Here is a 19,824-nt window from a genome sequence, read left to right as displayed (position 1 = left end):
GAGGTCGCGGTCAGCCGCGGCCTCCGGCGCGCCGATCAGACGGCGAAGAGCAGCAGCAGCGCGATCAGCAGCGAGAAGATGCCGAGCGCCTCGGTGAGGGCGAAGCCCAGGAGCAGGGTGGCGCGCTGGCCGTCGGCCGCGGACGGGTTGCGAAGGGCGCCGGCGAGGAACTGACCGAACAGGTTGCCGAGGCCGATGCCCGCACCCGCCATGCCAAGGCAGGCGAGGCCGGCGCCGATGTACTTCGCAGCGACGGGATCCATGGTAACTCCTGAGGTCTCTTCAGATCGAAACGTGCGGTGACGTTCGCGGCGGGTGGAGCGGCCGGGTCTAGGGTCTAGTGGCCGGGGTGAAGGGCATCGTTGAGGTAGATCGCCGTCAGCGTCGCGAAGACGTAGGCCTGAAGCGCCGCAACGAGGAACTCGAGAGCGGTCAGCGCGATCGTCAGGAACAGCGGGAGCGGCGATAGCACGCTCCAGGCGCCCGCGAGAAGAAGCTGGACCACGAAGAACGCGAAGATCTTCATTGCGATGTGGCCGGCCAGCATGTTGGCGAACAGACGCACCGACAGGCTGATCGGACGCGAGATGAACGAGATGATCTCGATCGGCACCAGGATCGCCAGCAGCGGCTTCGGCACGCCCGACGGCACGAACAGGCCGAAGAAGTGGGTGCCATGCTTCATCACGCCGAAGATTACCACGGTGCTGATCACCAGGGCGGCGAGGCCGAAGGTGATGATCAGGTGGCTGGTGACCGCAAAGGCGTAGGGGATCATCCCGAAAAGGTTCAGGATGAGCACGAACATGAACAGCGAGAATACGAGCGGCATGAAGCGCTTGCCGCCGTCGCCGGTCGCCTGGTGGAGCGTGTCGGCGATGAACTCGTAGAAAACCTCGGCCAGCGACTGCATCCGGCCCGGAACGATCGAGCGCGAGGCGGTCGCCACGATCGTGATCAACGCGATGACGCCGACGGCGGCGAACATGTACAGGGCGGATTGCGTGAACGCGAGCTGCTGATGGCCGATATGGCCGAGCGACATGAGCGGCTTCAGCTCGAACTGCTCGATCGGGTCGATCGTGACCGCCATTCCCGCTCCCACCCCTCTTGTCCGGCGCGCCGACGCAGTCGGCCGCCTCACATTTCCTCAGACCGGCGCGCCTTATGGCTCCTGCCGGTCGCGTCGCCCAGGACGCGCGCCGGCGAAACCCGACACCCGCATCACGTTGTAGACCCCCGCGACGAACCCGAGCATCAGAAGGACGATCATGCCCCAGGGTTTGGTCCCGAAGACATGATCGACGATCCAGCCGAGTATGCCCCCCGCGATCACGCCGGCGACGAACTCGGTCGAGAGCGTCATGGCCTGGCCCAGCGAGGACGATCCGCCGTTCCGAGGTCGCGTGGAAGGATCGGCAGTGGCCTGCGGCCGCTTCCGTTCGATCAGCGTCTCGAGACGTCTGAGCCTCGCGGAGAGGTCGCTGTCCGTCGGCGTCCCCTCGGTCCCGTTCCCATCCCGCACGTCGTCGCCGTTCACGGCTTAAAACTCACAGGGTGGGAGGATCCGGGGCCGGCTGGACGCCCCCAGCAAGCGGGCCGCACCATAGTTTCGCCTACCTTGGGTGTCAAGGCGAAGCCCATACACAGTAAGCCATTGGTTTTTATCTGGTATTCCAGTCTCGGCGATCCCGTCGGTACAGCGCTTCCGGCGAGGTCGACCGAACGATCAGGCCCCCAGGATCGGCTTGATCACCTTCTCCATGCCCTCGACCGTCATCTCGCCGGTGTAGCGCTCGCCGTTGATGAAGAAGGTCGGTGTCGAGTCGACCTTGAACACGTCGAGCCCGCGCTGCTTCACGGCATTGACCGCGGCGTAGACCTTCTGGTCCTTCAGGCAGGCCTCGAAGGTCTGCTTGCTGTAGCCGGCCTGGCGGAGCATCTGCTCCAGCGCATCCACCGGCTTCGGCGTGAAGGCCCAGCCCGCCTGCTGATCGAACAGCAGATCGGTGATCGGGTAGTACTTCGCCTCACCCTCGCACCGCGCCAGCATGAAGGCCGCGGTGGCGAGCGGATCGAGGGGGAACTCGCGGAGCGTGAAGCGCACCTTGCCAGTGTCGATGTAGCGTTCCTTCAGCACCGGCCAGGTGGTGCGGTGGAAGGCGGCGCAGTGCGAGCAGGTCATCGAGGCGTATTCGATGATCGTGCATTTGGCGTCCGGCGGGCCGAGCCAGACATCGCCGAGGGGACCCGGCTGAAGCAGCGCGGCCGTCTCGGCATTCTGTGCCAGGGCGCCGCGGGAGAGAGAGGGCAGGGCGAGGCCGGCGCCGAGGGCGAGGCCGGAGAACTTCAGAGCGTCGCGTCGCGTCGTCATCGGGCTGGCTCCGCCGGAATGATCAATCTTGGCGTCCCGATGCGGGTAACCGGGCGCGACCGTCCTGGCAAGGTGACCGATTCGCTCCGATCACCGCTCCGGACGCGTGGCCACGGCCGCGGTGCCGAGGCGGTCGAGGGCGGCGCGCAGCTTGTCGTCGGCGATCCCCGCCACCGCCTTCTGCACCTCGACGGCCCGGGCCGGATCGACGTGGGCACGCGGCGCCGTCCGGCCGCCGCGGCCGACCCGGTCCTGCTGCAGCACGATCCGCGACACGCAGGCCCAGCCGTAATGCGCGTTGATGCGCTGGATCACCACCGGGGCCAGGTGCTGGAGTTCGATGGCGAAGACACCCTCGACGCGTACCACCAACGTGCCGGAATCCGGCGCCTCGGCGCCCGTGCGGCGGCGCTTGGGCCATTCAAGCTTGGACGGCCGGCAGTAGCGGGCGAGCCGCTCGCCGACGATCTCCGGCCAGGCGGCCAGGATGTCGGTCGACGCGAAGCCCTGCGCGGCGAAGGCCGGGCCGATGCAACCCTCGATCAGCTCGGCCAGCGGTTTGACGCGCGCCATGGTGGGTTCGGCTCCGCCCCTGTGGATCCGGAAACAGTACAGCAGGATGGTTGACGAAGGGAGCATGCGGCCGCGCCGTCGCCGCCCTATGATCGCCGCGCCCCTCCGGCTATGCAGCACGGTCCCTCTCGACCTGCCCATGCCAGCCCGCACAGAAACGGAACCCGGACCCAGCGCCGCCGACCTGCTCGCCTGGTATGACCGGCACCGCCGGGTCCTCCCCTGGCGCGCGCTGGCGGGCACAATGCCCGACCCCTATCGGGTCTGGCTGTCCGAAGTGATGCTGCAGCAGACCACGATCGCGGCCGTGCGGCCGTATTTCGAGCGCTTCCTCACGCGCTTCCCCGACGTATTCGCCCTCGCGGCCGCCCCCGAGGAGGCGGTCATGTCAGCCTGGGCCGGGCTCGGCTACTATTCCCGCGCCCGCAATCTCCACGCCTGCGCGAAGGCGGTGGCGGCCGCCGAGGGGCGCTTTCCCGATACCGCCGAGGGCCTGCGCCGGCTTCCCGGGATCGGCGCCTACACCGCCGGGGCAATCGCCGCGATCGCCTTCGGGCGTCCCGAGGCCGCCGTCGACGGCAATGTCGAGCGGGTACTGAGCCGGGCCTACGCGATCGAGGCGCCGCTGCCAGGGAGCCGACCGGAGATCCGCCGGCTGACGCAGGCCCTGGTGCCGCCGGACAGGCCCGGCGACTTCGCCCAGGCACTCATGGATCTCGGGGCGACGATTTGCACGCCCAAGCGCCCCGCCTGCGCCCTCTGCCCCTGGATGCGGCCCTGCCACGCCCGGGCGCAGGGCACCCAGGAGACGTTCCCGCACAAGATCCGGGTCGCCAAGGGGGCGCTGCGCCGCGGTGCCGCCTTCGTGGCGATCCGCAGCGGCGACGAGGCGGTTCTGCTGCGGACGCGAGCGCCCGAGGGTCTGCTGGGCAACATGGCCGAACCGCCGGGCAGCGCCTGGGATCCGGATTACGACGTGGCCGCCGCCCTGCTGGACGCCCCCCTCGACGCCCGCTGGCGGCGCCTGCCGGGCCTCGTGCGCCACGGCTTCACGCATTTCCCCCTGGAACTGACCGTGTTCTCGGCCCGGGTGGCGCTCTCGACGCCGATACCGGCCGGGATGCGGTTCACGCCGCGCGCCGCCCTCGACGATGAGCCGCTGCCGGGGTTAATGCGGAAGGTCCTGGCCCACGCCTTCGACCCGAAGCCGGAGCCCGAGAAGAAGCCGGGGCGCCCGAAGAAGGAGCCGCCGCCGATGCCGCTGCTCGCGGCGATCGAGCCGCCGATCTCGATGCCGGATCCCCCGCCACGCCCGCTCGTGCGGGCGGTCCCCAAGCCGCAGCCGAAACCGGCGCCCGCGCCGCCCCCGGATGCGGACGATCTCCCGGAGGGCGCGGATGAGCCGCCGGCGACGGTGCGGCCGAAGCCGCCGGCGCATCGGACCCGATCGGCGCGGAAGCGCTGACGCCGCCTTCGGGAAGCCGCGAGGCGGCGTCAGGGACGCGCCAGCCAATCGCCGACGCCCGTCAGCGAACGAAATTCCTCCAGCGCGTGGACCCGGGCCGCCGGGAGCGCGGACCGGGCCATCGTGGCGAGGGCGTGCCCGGGACCGAGTTCCAGAACCCGGTCGGCGCCGTATTCGCGGCAGGCCTCCAGGCAGGCGGCCCAGTCGATGGTCCGCGAGATCTGCGCCGCCAGCTTGTCCAACCCGTCCGCGGCCCGGAAGACGGCCGCGCCGTCGAGCCCGCTCAGGAGCCGCGGCGCGCCGGGGGGCGGGCGGTGCGGGGTGGTCCCGGCGAGGGCGCCCCGGAATGCATCCGTCGCCCCCGCAAGCAGGGGCGTATGCGAGGGCGTATGGACCGGCAGGACCACCGCCCGCTGTGCCCCATGCTGGCTGGCGTCCCGGCAGAGCGCTTCGAGGGCGTCGCGCGCTCCGCCGACCACCCCGCTATCCGCGGCGTTGCGGATCGCGAGATGGCAGCCGTGCCCGGCCGCGAGGGCGGCCAGCGTGTCGAGCCCCAGGCCCCGGATCCCCGCCAGCCCGAAACCGGCTCCCGTGACGGCGTCCATGGCCTCCGCCCGCTCCGCCGCGAGTCTCAGCACGTCGGCCGCATCGAGCCGCCCGGCGACGCCCCAGGCCGCGAGATCGCCGATGCTGTAGCCCGCCACGACGGTACGGCCCGCCGCCGCGGTGCCCAGCGCCCGCCAGCCGGTGAGCGCGGACACGCAGCACAGGATCTGACCGGTCCGGTTTCCGTGCAGGGCGTCGCCGCCGGTCCGGGCGAGGTCGCGCGGGTCGATGCCCCCGAGGAGCGGCGTAGCGGCGGCGAAGATCTCCTGAGCCGCAGGGTGGTCGGCCGTCAGGTCGAACATGCCCGGGTGCTGGCCGCCCTGGCCGGACAGGAGGATGGCGAGGGTCATGCGGTCGGCGGTTCGCGCATTGGGGCGACGGGTCTGAGGCAAACCCGATCGAGGCTCTTGGCCAGCACCGACCCGCCTTCGGGCGCGTCGTGCAACTCACGCCAGTGCAGGCCGGCTCCGTCGGGCAGCAGGATCTCGCCGTCGATGCGCATCGGCGCCGCCCTTGCGATGGCGTCGAGTCCGGCGAGCAGACCGGCCGGCACCGGCACCGGACAGGACCAGAGCAGATCGAGATCGGACGTCGCGCTCAGGTAGGTCAGGCCGGTGACGGCCTGCCAGAGCAGCGCGCCGAACGGGCGCGGAGCGATGCCGTGGCAATGCCCGAGCGCGACCAGCGCGGTGACGGTCTGGCCCCAGGCCGCGGGCGCATGCTCGGCAACGTCCGCCAGGCCGGGGGCCGTCATCGGCGTCAGCGCGTCCATGGGCAGTGCGAGACCGATCCGGCGCTTGCCATCGGATGGCGGCATCGGCACGCCCAGGGGGACGGCGTCGCCCGTCTCCCCCGGTAGGCGCCGCCGCACGATCAGCGGGCGGCTCGCCTCGGCCCAGCGGCCGAGATGCGGATGGCCGGCGAGGTCGGATCGGGTCCCGAGCCACGCTGCCCAGGCCGCCGGATCGGCCCGGACGAGGTCGTGGCGGCGGAGGCCCTTAGCCGAGACGGTCTCAGTCAAGGCGGGCCTGATCGACCACCGCCCGTGCGACGTCGCGCGCCACCGAACGGCCGCCGCGCTCCGCGCCAAGGCCGTCGCGGAGGTCGCCCGGCTGGATCCCGGCGACGAGGTCATGGATCTGCCCGTCCAGGGGCTTGTCCGGATCGAGGACGACGTGGACGGCGCCGGCGGCCACCATGTTGTCGAGCCCGGGCGCGAAGACGGGGGTCGATTTCGCCATGTCCTCGAGCCGGTCCAGGGGCAGCTTGGTCACCCGGGCCACCGACGGCAGGTCCATCACGCTCGGGTTCGCCCCGGGGAGCGCGGCCAGCACCCGCGTCGCCAGGGCGGTGGCGATGAAGGCGCCCGCCGCCGAGTGCCCGTAGATCAGCCCGACGGTCGGATGGCCCGAAAGGTCCGCCAGCAGCAGCGCTTTGGCGAGGTGGGCGAGGCATTCGTTCAGCCCGAGAAGTTCGTCCCGGCGGCTCATGCGCTGGCTGTCGGAATCGACCGCCACCAGGATCGGCGCCTTGTCGCCGGCCCGGACGGCATCGAGCACGGCCCGCGACAGGGTAAGCGCCCCATCGACGCCCAGCGGGGTATCGCCGTCGATGCCGACGACCGTGGCCTGCCTCCCGGCGAAGGGCCCGGTTCCGCGCACCAGCCCGTCCTCGACCGTGACGGAATGCCCGTCCGGGAACAGGGAGGCGAGGATCTCAGCGAGCGTCATGGTCGGCCTCCCCGATCCGGCTCACGATCTGGTTAAAGGCGTCCGTATCTATCGCCGGCACCACCTCCGGGTCGTTGACGCCGAGCCGCCTCCAGATCTCCGTCGCATCGCGGCAATCGCCGAAGCGCGCGATCCGGTCCTCGAGCCGGGCCTGCTCGGCCTCCAGGGTCGCGAGGTCGAAGGCCTGCGCCCGGCCGATCAGGTCCAGCGCCGCCCGCCGGAAGGCCGCGACCGTGTCGGCGCAGAAGGCGTCGGCGCCCCCGGTCAGCCGGCGGTGCTTGCCACCCATGGTGCGCCAAACGAGCGCCCGGTCGCGGGAATCGAACTCCTCGGCGCCCTTGTTGGTCTCGATCACCTCCGGACCGGACACCGAGATGCGACCGCCCTCGGAGACCGCGAGCCGCGAACAGGTGCCGGCGATCAGGCCGCCGCCGCCGTAGCAGCCGGCCCGGCCGCCGATCAGCCCGATCACCGGGATGCCCGCCGCGCGGACCTCCACGATCGCCCGCATCGTCTCGGCGATGGCGGTCTCGCCGGCATTGGCCTCCTGAAGCCGCACGCCGCCGGTGTCGAACAGGATCAGAACCGCCCGGGGCTTCAGGTCGAGGGCGGCGCGCAGCAGGCCGACCAGCTTGGCGCCGTGGACCTCGCCGAAGGCGCCGCCCATGAACCGGCCCTCCTGGGCGGCGATCAGGACCGGGTCGCCGTCGAGGGTGGCACGGCCGACCACGATGCCGTCGTCGAAGGCGCGGGGCAGGTCGAACAGCGGCAGGTGCGGGCTCATCCGCCGCTCGGTGGGCGGCAGGAACTCGCGGACGCTTCCCGGATCGGCGAGCGCGACCACGCGCTGGCGGGCGGTGGCCTCGTACCAGCTCAGGGCGTCCGGATCGGTGCTCGCCGCGCGGTCGACAGCCATGGTCAGGCCTCCATCAGCCGGGCGCCCTGGAGCAGGCGCAGGAACACGGTGTCGGGACGGGCGCCGCCATCGTTGATGCTGATGCGGATCCCGCCGGGCTGGGCCCGCGCGACGAAATCCGCCACCACCGCCTCCCAGACGTCGCCGTAGCCGGCGATGGGCGTCGCGATGGCGACCTCGCAGGCGTCCGGCGGCAGCACGCGCTCCAGCAGGATCTCCAGATTGCCGGAGGCGACCACGCCGGTGATCGCGCTCGGCGCCGCGCCGGGCAGCGGTTTCTTCGTGCTGTGGCGGAAGGTCAGGGATTCCATCCGACGGTTCCTTGAAAGGCGCCTCTCCCCACCCCGTGGGGAGGAGGTGGGGGTGGTGCGAGATGAGTTGCTGCGGTGCCTTCTGCACCACCCATCCCTGGCCCCTCCCCACAAGGGGGAGGGAAATTTCGCAATGCAATCTACCAGTTCCGGAACTTCGCCGGCGGCTCGTAGAGCCCGCCCGACCAATGCACCAAGTCCTTGATCGACTTCGCGGTGAGCAGTGCCCGGTCGGCGTCGAGGGGTTCGATGCCGAGATCCTCGGGGCGGCGGATGATGCCCCGGGCACGCAAAGCCTCGACCTTCGCCCGATCGCGGCCGCGGCCGACCTCTGTGTAGCCCGCGACCCCGCGGATCGCCTGCTCGCGCTCGTCGGCGTCCCGGCAGAGCAGGAGGTTGGCGATGCCCTCTTCCGTGACAATGTGGGTGACGTCGTCGCCGTAGATCATCACCGGCGCGAGTTCGAGACCGATCTTCCTGGCGAGTTCCAGGGCATCGAGCTTCTCCACGAAGGTCGGAACCAGCTTCTCCCCAAACGTCTCGACCAGCTGGACCACCAGCTTGCGCCCGCGCATCAGCGCCGGATCGCCCACGATCTGGCCCTCGCGCCCCGCCTTCATCCAGGGATCGGAGGGATGGCGGCGTCCGTGCGGGTCGGACCCCATGTTGGGCGCGCCGCCGAATCCGGCGACCCGCGACTGGGTCACCGTGGAGGAATGGCCCATCAGGTCGATCTGGAGGGTCGCGCCGATGAACATGTCGCAGGCGTAGAGCCCGGCCGTCTGGCAGAAGGCCCGGTTCGAGCGCAGGGAGCCGTCGGGGCCGGTGAAGAAGATGTCCGGCCGCGCGCGGATGTAACGGTCCATGCCGACTTCCGAGCCGAAGCAGTGGACTTGGCTGACCCAGCCCGACTCGATCGCCGGGATCAGGGTCGGGTGCGGATTGAGCGCCCAGTGGGTGGCGATCTTGCCCTTGAGGCCGAGCTTCTCGCCGTAGGTCGGCAACAGAAGCTCGATCGCCGCCGTCCCGAACCCGATCCCATGGTTGAGTCGGCGGATGCCGTATTCCGCATAGATTCCCTGGATCGCCATCATGGCGATCAGGATCTGCGTCTCCGTCATGGCGGCCGGGTCGCGGGTGAACAGCGGCTCGACGTAGAACGGTGTGTCGGCCTCGACGACGAAGTCGATCCGGTCGCCCGGGATGTCGACCCGAGGGACCTTCTCCACGATCTCGTTCACCTGCGCGACCACGACGCCGTTCTTGAAGGCGGTCGCCTCGACGACGGTGGGCGTGTCCTCGGTGTTCGGGCCCGTATAGAGATTGCCGTCCCGGTCGGCCGAGACGCCGGCGATCAGCGCCACGTTGGGCGTGAGGTCGATGAAGTAGCGGGCGAACAGTTCGAGATAGGTGTGGACCGCCCCGAGCTCGATCTGCCCGCCGTAGAGCATCTTGGCGATGCGCCCACCCTGCGGGCCGGAATACGAGTAGTCGAGCCGCTTGGCGATCCCAGTCTCGAACACGTCGAGATGCTCCGGAAGCACGATGCCCGACTGCACCATGTGCAGATCGTGAATCCTGTCCGGGTCGCAGGCACTCAGCCCCCGGGCGAGGCAATCGGCCTGCTTCTGATTATCGCCCTCGAGGCAGACCCGGTCCCCCGGCCGCAGGATCGCTTCCAGGAGTTGGACGACGGCGGCGGCCGGCACGACCTTGCCGTCGGCATGGGCACGACCCGCCTGAAGGCGGGCGTCCCGGGCCTCCCTCTCACCGCGCCACTCGGTCATCCGTGCGCCCTCAAGACGTTCTCCAACCCCATCTAGACTGACAGGCGGTATTTTCAAACCGGTTTCGATCACGGTTTCGTATACGGGATTGCCGAAGTGTCAATATCCTGCATACTGATGGAAACGGCCGACGAGCCGGTCCGGGAGGAAGACGGGTCATGCCGAGCGCGTTGAGACGGCCGCCGCGATGCGCCGGGAATCCGGTGCGGCAGAAGGAACAACGCCGATGATCGTGCTCGGTGTCGCCCTGCTCGCCGCCTGCACGTTGATCGGCGTGTATCTCGGCGATCTGCTCGGCGTCGCGCTCGGCGTGAAGGCCAATGTCGGCGGCGTCGGGATCGCCATGATCCTGCTCATCGCGGCCCGCCTGTGGCTGTCCCGCCGGGGCCGCCTGACCAAGGGCGTCCAGTTCGGCGTCGAATTCTGGGCCGGCATGTACATCCCGATCGTCGTCGCCATGGCGGCGCAGCAGAACGTCGTCGCCGCGATGAGCGGCGGCCCGATCGTGCTGATCGCCGCCACGGGCTCCCTGGTGCTGTGTTTCGGCGCGGTGGCGCTCCTCAGCCGGATCGGTCGCCGCGATCCGGGCAGCGGCACGGTCGAGCATGGCGGATCGGTGATCGGCGGCGAGACCGAACCGGCCAGCGGGCCCGCCGCATCCAGTGTCGGGAAGGGGTGAACGCCATGGACCAGGCAACGGGACACGCGATCTGGCACGGGATCGAGCACGTCTTCGTCGAGCAGAGCCTCGTGGCCGCCTTCGCGGTGGTGGGGGCGCTGATCCTCGTCTCGAATTTCGCCGCCAAGCGCCTGACCAACGGGCGCGTCCACGGCTCGGCCATCGCCATCGTGCTGGGGCTGATGCTGGCCTATGTCGGCGGGGTCTATACCGGCGGCAAGAAAGGGCTGGCCGACATCCCGGCGCTTGCCGGCATCGGGCTCATGGGCGGGGCGATGCTGCGGGACTTCGCCATCGTCGCCACGGCTTTCGAGGTCGACGTGGTCGAGGCCCGGCGCGCCGGCCTGCTGGGCGTCCTCGCCCTCGCACTGGGCACGATCCTGCCCTTCATCGTCGGCACCCTGACGGCCGTGGCCTTCGGGTATCACGATGCGGTCTCGATCACGACGATCGGGGCGGGCGCGATCACCTACATCGTCGGTCCGGTCACCGGAGCGGCCATCGGCGCCGATTCCACCGTCATGGCACTGTCCATCGCGACGGGGGTGACCAAGGCCGTCATGGTGATGGTTGGGACGCCGCTCGTGGCGCGGCTGATCGGGCTCGACAATCCGCGCTCGGCCATGGCCTATGGCGGGCTGATGGGCACGGTGAGCGGCGTGGCCGGCGGCCTCGCGGCGACCGATCCCAAGCTGGTGCCCTACGGGGCGTTGACGGCGACGTTCCATACCGGAATCGGCTGCCTGGTCGGCCCGTCGATCCTGTTCCTGGCAGTGCGGGCCCTCGTCGGCTGAGCGTCTGTCCGCTGTGGCCGACAGCATCCGCCGCGACGGATGAAGATGGCCGACAGCATCGTTTGCCTTGAGAACTGGAAGCCGCAGCCTGCGGAAGGGTCTAGGATCGGTCGATGCACGGCGATTTCCAGAAGATCGACACGGGATTGCTCTCGGACCGGATCCGCGACGCGCTCACCGATGAAATCGCGTCGGGGACGATGGCGGCCGGCACCGCCCTCGACGAGCAGAACCTCGCACAGCGCTATGGCGCGTCGCGCACGCCTGTCCGCGAGGCCCTGCGGCAGCTCGCCTCGTCGGGGCTCGTGGAGATCCGGCCGCGCCGGGGCGTCGTCGTCGCGCGCCTGACGCCGCAGCGCATCGCCGACATGTTCGAGACGACCGCGGAGATCGAGGCGATGTGCGCGCGGCTCGCGACCTACCGGATGACACCCCTCGAACGCGGTGGGCTGATGGAGCTCCACGCGGACTCCGCCCGCGCCGTGTCGGAGGGCGACGTCGACGCCTACGACCGCTTCAACCGCACCTTCCACGAGGCGCTCTACACGGCGACCCACAACGGCTTCATGGCCGAACAGGCGCTGGCGATCCGGGAGCGTCTCGCCGCCTTCCGCCGGACGCAGCTGCGCCACGCCGACCGGATCCGCCGCTCCCACGAGGAGCACGGCGAGATCCTGACGGCGATCGCGGAGGGCGATGGCGAGATGGCCGCCCGGCGGATGCGGGCGCATATGCTCCGGGCAGCCGCCGCGCTGGGGCGCTACATCGCGGAGATTGGGTGAGGGCGGCGCAGGGCGGGCGTCCCACCGCTCGGGGTCTGGATTGAGGTGCCGAGATTTCGGCCACAGCGCCCCATGATCGGGGTGGCTGACTGGCCATTTGGATGGGCCGAACCGATTGAAGCAGGCCGCGGATCCCAGCCCGGGATCGTGTGCCCGACGTGTCCTCAGACCTGCCATTGCGGCATGAATTCCGTGCGGTACGCCGAAGGGGCGAATCCCCAGACCGGATCGAGCATCTTGCCGAGTGCCTCGCGGGACAGCTTCGCGATCCTGTCGCGAACGTCGACCGGCAGGTCCGGATGCCCGAGGATGTCGAGGCAGTTCGCCAGACAGGCGCGGTATTGGCCCGTGCAGTACGCGTTGACCGCGTACTCGTCCTGTAATCCGTATTGGTAGATCCACGGCTGGAGGAACAGGCCCTCGCTGGGCATGCGCGGCGGCAGCCCGGCCTCGGCGTAGTGAAAGCCTTCCACGAACTTGCGTAAGCGTCTGTAATACCGGCTGGCGCCGTGGCGCGCCTCCGCCCGTTCCGGGCAGATCGCGATCGCGCGGTTGTATAGGGCTCTGATCTTGTCCTCGGGCTCTCGGATGGCTTCCATGATGTAGGCGGCGCTGAGTAGGCTGATGTAGACCTCTTCATGCCAGAAGCCATACTCCGTACGCTGCAGATAATATTTTAGCGAATTCTCAAAGTCATTCGAATCTCGGTAGCTTTGAGCAAGATAAAATGTATAGCGTGCGATCAGGAACGGATCCTTCTCGGTCTTCAGCGCCGTCTCGAGGATGACAGCGTCGCGCTTGTACGTGTCCGGATCGCGATGCCGTGCACCGTCTTCCCCGCGGCGCATGGCCAGCGGCAGCGAGCTGCGGCTGGCCTTGACCTTACAGTCGAGGAACTCGTGAAGGACACCGCGATAATGCCACGGCAAGGCGTTGCTGACGATCTGTAGGCGCTGGTAGCGGGTGAAGCTGTCCACGATGGTGAGGTGGTAGGCCGAAGCTTCAAGCTTCGGCATCGTGAAGCCCGCTGGGATGGCCAACTCGTCGTCGGCGTCGATGATCAGCGAATAGTGTCCATGGGGACGCGCCAGGCGCAGCGCTTCGCTCCGGTTATAGGCGAAGTCGACCCATGGCCGTTCCACGAGCCTGCCCGGGATATCCGCCATCGCGGCACGGATGACATCCTGAGTTCCGTCGGTCGATCCGGTGTCGACGATGATCCAGTGATCGATGATCGGCCTGACTGAGTCGAGACATCGACCGATGACATGTGCCTCGTTCTTGACAATCATTGAAAGACAGATTGTCTGTGTAGACGATTTCATGCCGCGAAGACTCTCTGCTGCGAAACCGCACGGTTTCACATTTTAGCCTTTCGCCCCATAGCGTAGCACTGACAAATTTGCAAAGTTCAATCTTCGATCATTTATGCATCGTATGCGGCAGTGAGAGCAAAAGTACTGTTTATAATTGAATTAATACAAATCGTTGAAAGCAATAAATTTGTATCCTTGGCAAAGTTTAGCAGTGAAAACTGAATTTTAAACGTGCCTAACCGGCATCGCGGCATCCTGGGGATCGATAATGATGCGGGTCCAGATGGGCGGCGTCGATCAACGCCGCCGGCGCGTGCTGGAAATGTCAGGGGCACTGCGCGACGGATCGGCGACATCGCAGGTTGCTGCGAAACCGATCGGAGGTTCTAAAATTGAGACGCATCAGTTGAACCGCAGTCGGTCGGTTCGACACGCGGGATAGGCCGCTATGTTTGGGGGCTTGATGCGCGGCCCGGGATCGCATCATTCTTCCGAACCAAACACCCCGTCATGGCTGTTCGCGCGAAGAAGCCTTGCACGGCACAGGGTCACGATACCGACGCGTGTCTGACCGCCATCGAGACCGACGATGCGCAGCTGCGGCGGTTCCTCGGGTAGCGGGCGCAAAGGCTGGCTGCACCACCGCCTGCGCGACCCCATGGCGACGTTCCGCAGGGTCCAGCGCCGCTCAGCCGACACCGCAGGGCGCGTCGAGGGCGACGCGACCCTTGGGACGATGGGCGGCGGCGGAGGGGCCGGTTGCCCGCGCCGGGTCCGGGTCAGCCCATGGACCGCGTGGCGTCCCGTACGTGGCGCGTCGCCTGGTCGAGCCGCGTGCTCGCCTGGGCGATCGTGTCCATGCCGGCCGCGATGGCCGAGACCCCCCCGGAGGCGGTCTGCAGGCTGCCCGACATCTCGCGCGTCACCACCGATTGCTCTTCCACCGCCGACGCGATGGCGGACGAGACTGCATTCAGCGTGCCGATCGTGGCCCGGATGGCGCCGATGGCATCCACCGCCTCGCGGGTCGTCGATTGGGTGGCGGCGATCTGACCGCGAATCTGGTCGGTCGCGCGCCCGGTCTGCAGGGCCAGGGTCTTCACCTCGCTGGCGACCACCGCGAAACCGCGGCCAGCGTCGCCCGCGCGGGCCGCCTCGATCGTGGCGTTGAGCGCGAGCAGGTTGGTCTGGGCGGCGATCCCGGAGATCAGGCCGACGACGTCGCCGATCTGCGTCGCCTGCGCGCTCAGGCCGGCGACGATCTGACCGGTGCGCTGGGCCTGGTCCACGGCCTGACCGGCGATCCCGGCGGCATGGCTCACCTGCTCGCTGATCTCGTTCACGGAGAGCGACAGCTGCTCCGCCCCCGTGGCCATCGACCTGATATCGTGTGAGACCCGGCCGACCGTGTCGGCCGCCTCGCCGGTCTGGCGGCTCACATCCGCCACGGCGTCGCCGATCGCGTCGATCTCGTCGCCCACCGCCTTCTGCGCCTGCGCCCTTCGCTCGCGCTCGTCCACCTGCGCGGTGATGTCGGTGGCGAACTTGACGACGCGAACGGGTCGGCCATCCGCGTCGGTGATCGGATTGTAGGTCGCCTGGATCCAGACGGCCCGGCCACCCTTGCCCATCCGCTTGAACGCACCGGACTGGTATTCGCCGCGGGCGAGCGCCGCCCAAAACGCGCGATAGGCCTCTCCCGAACGCTCGGCCTCGCCGACGAACAGGCTGTGGTGGCGGCCGACGATCTCGTCGAGCCGATACCCCACCGCGTCCAGGAAGTTCTGGTTGGCGCTCAGGATCGTGCCATCGAGGGCGAAGGCGATCACCGCCTGCGAGCGGTGCAGCGCCGTGATCTGCCCTTCGAGATCCAGGGTCCGCAGCTTGTCGGCGGTGACGTCGGTGGCGAACTTGACGATCTTCGTCGGCTTGCCGGCCGGGTCGAGGACGGGATTGTAGGTCGCCTGGATCCAGACCTCGCGCCCCCCTTTGGCGATGCGCTTGTACTCGGCCGTCTGGAACTCGGCCCGCCGCAGCTTCTCCCAGAACTGACGATAGGCCTGACTGTCCCGCGCCGCCGGCTCCACGAACAGGCTGTGATGGCGGCCGCGGATCTCCTCGAGGGTGTAGCCCATGGCCGCCAGGAAGTTCGGGTTGGCATCCAGGATGGTGCCATCCAGTGCGAATTCGATCGTCGCCAGCGAGCGGCTCAAGGCTGCAAGTTTGGCGTGCTGATCCCGCCGGCCGTGCAGGCGCGCGAACATCGATGTCTCCACATGTCGGGCGGATGCGCGCGCCGGACAGGCGCGTTCGTCCGAGGGGCAGGGCTTTCGGTGACCGTTAAAACGCAACCTAAGATACTTTATTGATTGCGTTTGCGGCCCTTATTTCGCATTCCTGTATGATGTGCTTCTTATTTCTTAGGGGTTAAGATAGCACTTTGCTCAACAAATATTGATCTGTCCTGTACGCGAGTTGAGCTCGCATGAATTCACCTGGAGATTGTATCGATCTAGCCCCTCCGTCATCCCACCGACCGTCTGTCATCGACGGTGGGCGGATCCCGCGCGGCCTCGACGCCCGTTGACTCACGCAGACCGGCCGATCGCCGCCTTGATCCGTGAGCAGGCCGTCGGTTCCCGCGTTCGCCTGTGCGAAGACCGGGGTAGGATCGCGACGATCCGGGCGTCGACCACCCCCAGTGAGTCGTCGCCGCCCATAGGGCCGCCGGCAACGGCTCCGGGCTTGCCTCTCAATACCCTCGCTTCTACCCGGCGCGCACACGGACCCTTGACCGGGCCCGCGGGCCGGCACGCATAGTGCGTGGCCGGGTCCCCCGGTGCCCAGGTGATGAGCGCGCATGGACCTCACCGCCGTCGAGACCGTCCTTCGGCCCCGCAGCCGTTCCGAATTACCGGCCTGGCAGGCTGGCGACGCCTGTCTGGCGGGGGGAACGTGGCTGTTCTCCGAGCCGCAGCCCGGCACGCGGCGCCTCGTCGACCTCGCCGGCCTCGGATGGCCGCCATACGCGCTCGGCCCGGACGGCCTGATGCTCGCGGCGACCTGTACCATCGCGCAGCTCGATCGCCTCGATCTGCCGCCTTCATGGGTCGCGGCGCCGCTGGTCCGGCAATGCTGCCGCGCCCTGCTCGGCTCGTTCAAAATCTGGAACACCGCCACGGTCGGCGGCAATCTCTGCCTGGCCCTTCCAGCCGGCCCGATGATCGCCCTGGCAACGGCGCTGGAGGCCAATTGCGCGATCTGGTCCGCCGACGGTGCGGAGCGGTCTCTATCCGCCACCGATTTCGTCCTCGATCCCGGGCGCAACGCCCTGCGCCCGGGCGAGATCCTGCGCAGCCTGTCGATCCCGGCGGCCGCGCTGACCCGGCGGACGGCGTTCCGGCGCATCAGCCTCAGCCCCAACGGCCGGTCCGGCGCGTTGCTGATCGGGACCCGGGACGCGTGGGGCGGCTTCGCGCTCACCGTCACGGCCTCGGTGCGGCGCCCCCTGCGCCTCACCTTCGACGCTCTGCCCGACAGGGGGGCCCTGATGGAGGTCCTCGACGAGGCGATCCCCGAGACCCTCTACCACGACGACGTTCACGGCCGACCCGACTGGCGCCGACACGTCACCCGGCACCTCGCCGAGGAGATCCGCGAGGCCCTGTCGAAGGAGGCCGGCCGATGCGGCTGACGGTCAACGGCGCCCCGCACGAGGGAGAGGCGCGGCCGGGCCAGTGCCTGCGCACGTTCCTGCGCGAGGCCGGCTGGTTCGGCGTCAAGAAGGGCTGCGACGCGGGGGATTGCGGCGCCTGCACGATCCATCTCGACGGCGAGCCGGTGCACAGCTGCCTGATCCCGGCCTTCCGCGCCGAGGGGCGTTGCGTGACCACCATCGAGGGGCTTGCCGGCCCCTGCCGCACGGACGGCCCGGAACCCCGCGATTTTCATCCGATGCAGGCCGCCTTCCTGGCCGCGCAGGGCTTCCAGTGCGGCTTCTGCACGCCGGGCATGATCATGACGGCCGCCGCCCTCGATCAGGGCCAGCGGCGTGATCTCGGTGCAGCCCTGAAGGGCAATCTCTGCCGCTGCACCGGCTACCGGGCGATCCGCGACGCCATCGCGGGGATCGCCCATACGGAGGGTGGAGCCGGCGACCCGGTGGGCCGGAACCTGCGCGCTCCGGAGGCGCCCCTGGTGGTGTCCGGACGGGCGCGCTTCACCCTCGACAGGGCGGCCCCCGACGCGCTCCACCTGAAGGTCCTGCGCTCGCCGCACGCCCATGCCCGCATCGCGGCGATCGACACCGCGGCCGCGGAGGCGATCCCCGGCGTCGTGGCGATCCTCACCCACGCGGACGCGCCGCCGGGCCGCTTCTCCACCGGGCGCCATCAGGATCCCCGGGACGACGCCGCCGACACACGGGTGCTCGACCCGATCCTGCGTTTCGTCGGCCAACGGGTCGCCGCCGTGATCGCGGAGACGGAAGCGGCCGCCGAGGCCGGTTGCGGGGCCTTGCGGGTCACCTACGAGATCCGCCAGGCATTGCTCGATCCGGACCGCGCCCTCGAACCCGGCGCCCCGCCTGTCCACGACCCGGGCGACCGCCCTGGCGCGGACGCGCCGCCGCTCGCGTGCCACCCGAATCTCGCCGCCGAGGTCCGCGGCGAGGTCGGCGACGTGGCGGCGGGTTTCGCGGCGGCCGATATTGTCTACGCGGAGACGTTCCGATCGCAGCGGGTCCAGCACGCGGCCCTCGAGACCCATGGCTGCATCGGCTGGCGCGGGGCGGACGGCCGGCTGACGCTGCGCACGAGCAGCCAGGTGCCGTTCCTGACCCGGGACGCGCTCTGCGACCTGTTCGGCCTGGAGCGGGCGGCCGTGCGCGTCGTCTGCGGCCGGGTCGGCGGCGGCTTCGGCGGCAAGCAGGAGATGCTCACGGAGGATCTCGTCACCCTGGCGGTGCTGCGCACCGGCCGGCCGGTGCGCTGGGAACTGACCCGCCAGGAGCAGTTCGCCGCGACCACGACGCGTCACCCGATGCGGGTCGCCGTCACGGTCGGCGCCCGCCGGGACGGGACGCTCACGGCGATCAGCCTCGACGTCCTGTCCGACACCGGGGCCTATGGCAATCATGCGGGCGGCGTGATCCACCACGGCTGCAACGAGGTGCTCGCCGCCTATGCCTGCCCGAACAAGCGGGTTGCGGGTCGGGCGGTCTACACCAACACGGTCCCGGCCGGGGCCTTCCGGGGCTACGGCCTGAGCCAGACCATCTTCGCCGTCGAGTCCGCCCTGGACGAGGTCGCCCGGCGCCTCGGGCTCGATCCGTTCGCCCTGCGCCGCCGCAACGCCGTGAGGCCGGGCGACGCGCTGGTATCGAACAGCCTCGAGCCCCACGACGTGGTGTTCGGCAGCTACGGCCTCGACCAGTGCCTGACCCTGGTGGAGGAGGCGCTGCAGGCCGATCCGGGGCCGGACCCGGAGCCCGGCTGGCGGAGCGGCACCGGGATGGCGATGGCGATGATCGACACGATCCCGCCCCGGGGCCATCACGCCGAGGCGCGGGTGAGCCTGGAGGCGGACGGGTGCTACACCGTCCGGGTCGGCACCGCCGAGTTCGGCAATGGCACCAGCACGGTGCATCGTCAGATCGCGGCGTCCGCGCTGGGCGCCGATCCCGCGCAGGTGCGCATCCTCGGCGCGGATACCGACGCGGTCGGCCACGATACCGGCGCCTACGGCAGCACCGGCACCGTGGTGGCGGGCCTGGCGACCTTGCGCGCCGCCGAGGCCCTTGCCGAGCGAATCCGGGCCCGGGCTGCGGCGCTGTCCGGCGCGGAACCGGAATCCTGCCGCCTCGCCGGCGATGCGGTGGAGACGCCCAGCGGCCCGCGCGCGCTCGCCGCCCTCGGGCCGCTGGCGGCGGAGGGCCGCGCCGACGGCAGCCCGCGCTCGGTGTCGTTCAACGTCCAGGCCTTCCGGGTGGCGGTCCACCCGGTGACCGGCGAGATCCGCATCCTCCGAAGCGTCCACGCCGCCGATGCCGGGCGGGTGATCAACCCGTTGCAGTGCCGCGGCCAAGTCGAGGGCGGCGTCGCGCAGGCGATCGGCGCCGCGCTCTACGAGGATTTTCGGATCGACGGCGCGGGCCGCGTGATCACGCAGGCGTTCCGCGACTACCACATCCCCGCCTGCGCCGACGTCCCGGACACGCAGGTCGTGTTCGCCGACAGCCATGACAGCGTCGGTCCGCTCGGGGCCAAATCGATGAGCGAATCGCCCTACAATCCGGTCGCGGCCGCCCTGGGCAACGCCATCCGCGACGCCACCGGGGCGCGCCTGACCGCGACGCCCTTCGCGGCCGACAGGATCTACCGGGCCGTGGCGGCCGGGCGGGGCGGGGACGCGGCAGCGCCCTGAAGCGCGGCGCGCCCCCGGCGGGCGGGTAGCGCCGCCGGCCGGAGCGTACTGTCCAGTTCGCCGCGCCC

At 69.7% G+C, this 19,824-nt stretch carries 19 protein-coding genes; 6 read left to right on the top strand and 13 right to left on the bottom strand.

What is annotated here, in order from left to right:
* Positions 1-35: 35 nt before the first annotated feature.
* From AC3IF3_RS03830 to AC3IF3_RS03810, 5 genes are all read right to left on the bottom strand, one after another.
* On the bottom strand, positions 36-263 hold the full coding sequence (locus AC3IF3_RS03830; RefSeq protein ID WP_007566773.1) for a F0F1 ATP synthase subunit C: 228 nt from the start codon (positions 261-263) through the stop codon (positions 36-38).
* A 74-nt stretch (positions 264-337) separates the two neighbouring features.
* Complete coding sequence (locus AC3IF3_RS03825; protein ID WP_489227361.1) at positions 338-1,093, bottom strand: F0F1 ATP synthase subunit A; 756 nt, start codon at positions 1,091-1,093, stop codon at positions 338-340.
* A gap of 72 nt (positions 1,094-1,165) precedes the next feature.
* Positions 1,166-1,540 (bottom strand): AtpZ/AtpI family protein, encoded by a 375-nt coding sequence (locus tag AC3IF3_RS03820; protein WP_489227359.1) that lies wholly within the window; start codon positions 1,538-1,540, stop codon positions 1,166-1,168.
* A 189-nt stretch (positions 1,541-1,729) separates the two neighbouring features.
* Positions 1,730-2,374 (bottom strand): DsbA family protein, encoded by a 645-nt coding sequence (locus AC3IF3_RS03815; RefSeq protein WP_243966681.1) that lies wholly within the window; start codon positions 2,372-2,374, stop codon positions 1,730-1,732.
* A 90-nt stretch (positions 2,375-2,464) separates the two neighbouring features.
* Positions 2,465-2,947 (bottom strand): DUF721 domain-containing protein, encoded by a 483-nt coding sequence (locus AC3IF3_RS03810; RefSeq protein ID WP_489219781.1) that lies wholly within the window; start codon positions 2,945-2,947, stop codon positions 2,465-2,467.
* A gap of 139 nt (positions 2,948-3,086) precedes the next feature.
* On the opposite strand from AC3IF3_RS03810, the gene mutY reads away from it, so the two are divergent.
* Complete coding sequence (gene mutY, locus AC3IF3_RS03805; RefSeq protein ID WP_489227357.1) at positions 3,087-4,412, top strand: A/G-specific adenine glycosylase; 1,326 nt, start codon at positions 3,087-3,089, stop codon at positions 4,410-4,412.
* Positions 4,413-4,441: 29 nt separating this feature from the next.
* Here the strand turns inward: mutY and AC3IF3_RS03800 are convergent, their stop codons facing one another.
* From AC3IF3_RS03800 to mdcA, 6 genes are all read right to left on the bottom strand, one after another.
* Positions 4,442-5,368, bottom strand: a complete 927-nt coding sequence (locus AC3IF3_RS03800; protein WP_489227355.1) for an acyltransferase domain-containing protein — start codon at positions 5,366-5,368, stop codon at positions 4,442-4,444.
* Positions 5,365-6,039, bottom strand: coding sequence for a malonate decarboxylase holo-[acyl-carrier-protein] synthase (mdcG, locus tag AC3IF3_RS03795; RefSeq protein WP_489227354.1), 675 nt, complete (start codon positions 6,037-6,039; stop codon positions 5,365-5,367). Before mdcG ends, AC3IF3_RS03800 begins: the two co-directional genes overlap by 4 nt.
* On the bottom strand, positions 6,032-6,748 hold the full coding sequence (gene mdcE / locus AC3IF3_RS03790; RefSeq protein WP_489227352.1) for a biotin-independent malonate decarboxylase subunit gamma: 717 nt from the start codon (positions 6,746-6,748) through the stop codon (positions 6,032-6,034). The genes mdcG and mdcE overlap by 8 nt, the downstream gene beginning before the upstream one ends.
* The gene (locus AC3IF3_RS03785; protein ID WP_489227351.1) at positions 6,735-7,664 is read right to left on the bottom strand and encodes a biotin-independent malonate decarboxylase subunit beta; all 930 of its coding nucleotides are present in this window, start codon (positions 7,662-7,664) and stop codon (positions 6,735-6,737) included. Before AC3IF3_RS03785 ends, mdcE begins: the two co-directional genes overlap by 14 nt.
* Before the next feature lie 2 nt (positions 7,665-7,666).
* Positions 7,667-7,975: a malonate decarboxylase acyl carrier protein gene (gene mdcC / locus AC3IF3_RS03780; protein WP_489227349.1), complete on the bottom strand. Its 309-nt coding sequence runs from the start codon at positions 7,973-7,975 to the stop codon at positions 7,667-7,669.
* Between the two features lie 140 nt (positions 7,976-8,115).
* Positions 8,116-9,762, bottom strand: coding sequence for a malonate decarboxylase subunit alpha (gene mdcA, locus AC3IF3_RS03775; protein WP_489227347.1), 1,647 nt, complete (start codon positions 9,760-9,762; stop codon positions 8,116-8,118).
* A 226-nt stretch (positions 9,763-9,988) separates the two neighbouring features.
* Here mdcA and madL point away from each other — a divergent pair, with 226 nt between their 5' ends.
* The 3 genes from madL to AC3IF3_RS03760 all read left to right on the top strand — a co-directional run bounded on the left by madL (position 9,989) and on the right by AC3IF3_RS03760 (position 12,017).
* On the top strand, positions 9,989-10,441 hold the full coding sequence (gene madL / locus AC3IF3_RS03770) for a malonate transporter subunit MadL (RefSeq protein WP_489227346.1): 453 nt from the start codon (positions 9,989-9,991) through the stop codon (positions 10,439-10,441).
* Between the two features lie 29 nt (positions 10,442-10,470).
* Positions 10,471-11,235 (top strand): malonate transporter subunit MadM, encoded by a 765-nt coding sequence (madM, locus tag AC3IF3_RS03765; protein ID WP_489231229.1) that lies wholly within the window; start codon positions 10,471-10,473, stop codon positions 11,233-11,235.
* A 113-nt stretch (positions 11,236-11,348) separates the two neighbouring features.
* On the top strand, positions 11,349-12,017 hold the full coding sequence (locus tag AC3IF3_RS03760; RefSeq protein ID WP_489219773.1) for a GntR family transcriptional regulator: 669 nt from the start codon (positions 11,349-11,351) through the stop codon (positions 12,015-12,017).
* 164 nt (positions 12,018-12,181) lie between these two features.
* Here AC3IF3_RS03760 and AC3IF3_RS03755 read toward each other — a convergent pair whose 3' ends face one another.
* Positions 12,182-13,309, bottom strand: coding sequence for a tetratricopeptide repeat protein (locus tag AC3IF3_RS03755; RefSeq protein ID WP_489227344.1), 1,128 nt, complete (start codon positions 13,307-13,309; stop codon positions 12,182-12,184).
* Between the two features lie 803 nt (positions 13,310-14,112).
* The gene (locus tag AC3IF3_RS03750) at positions 14,113-15,597 is read right to left on the bottom strand and encodes a methyl-accepting chemotaxis protein (protein ID WP_243966693.1); all 1,485 of its coding nucleotides are present in this window, start codon (positions 15,595-15,597) and stop codon (positions 14,113-14,115) included.
* A 596-nt stretch (positions 15,598-16,193) separates the two neighbouring features.
* On the opposite strand from AC3IF3_RS03750, the gene AC3IF3_RS03745 reads away from it, so the two are divergent.
* Both AC3IF3_RS03745 and AC3IF3_RS03740 read left to right on the top strand, forming a co-directional pair.
* A complete protein-coding gene (locus tag AC3IF3_RS03745) occupies positions 16,194-17,027 on the top strand; it encodes an FAD binding domain-containing protein (protein ID WP_489227342.1) in 834 nt (277 codons plus the stop codon).
* Positions 17,018-19,756: a molybdopterin-dependent oxidoreductase gene (locus AC3IF3_RS03740; RefSeq protein WP_489227341.1), complete on the top strand. Its 2,739-nt coding sequence runs from the start codon at positions 17,018-17,020 to the stop codon at positions 19,754-19,756. Before AC3IF3_RS03745 ends, AC3IF3_RS03740 begins: the two co-directional genes overlap by 10 nt.
* Positions 19,757-19,824: the final 68 nt, after the last annotated feature.

The organism is Methylobacterium sp. J-118, from assembly GCF_057836565.1.
Note: the sequence above shows the minus strand (reverse complement) of the source record. Positions and strands in the feature narration are given on the sequence as shown.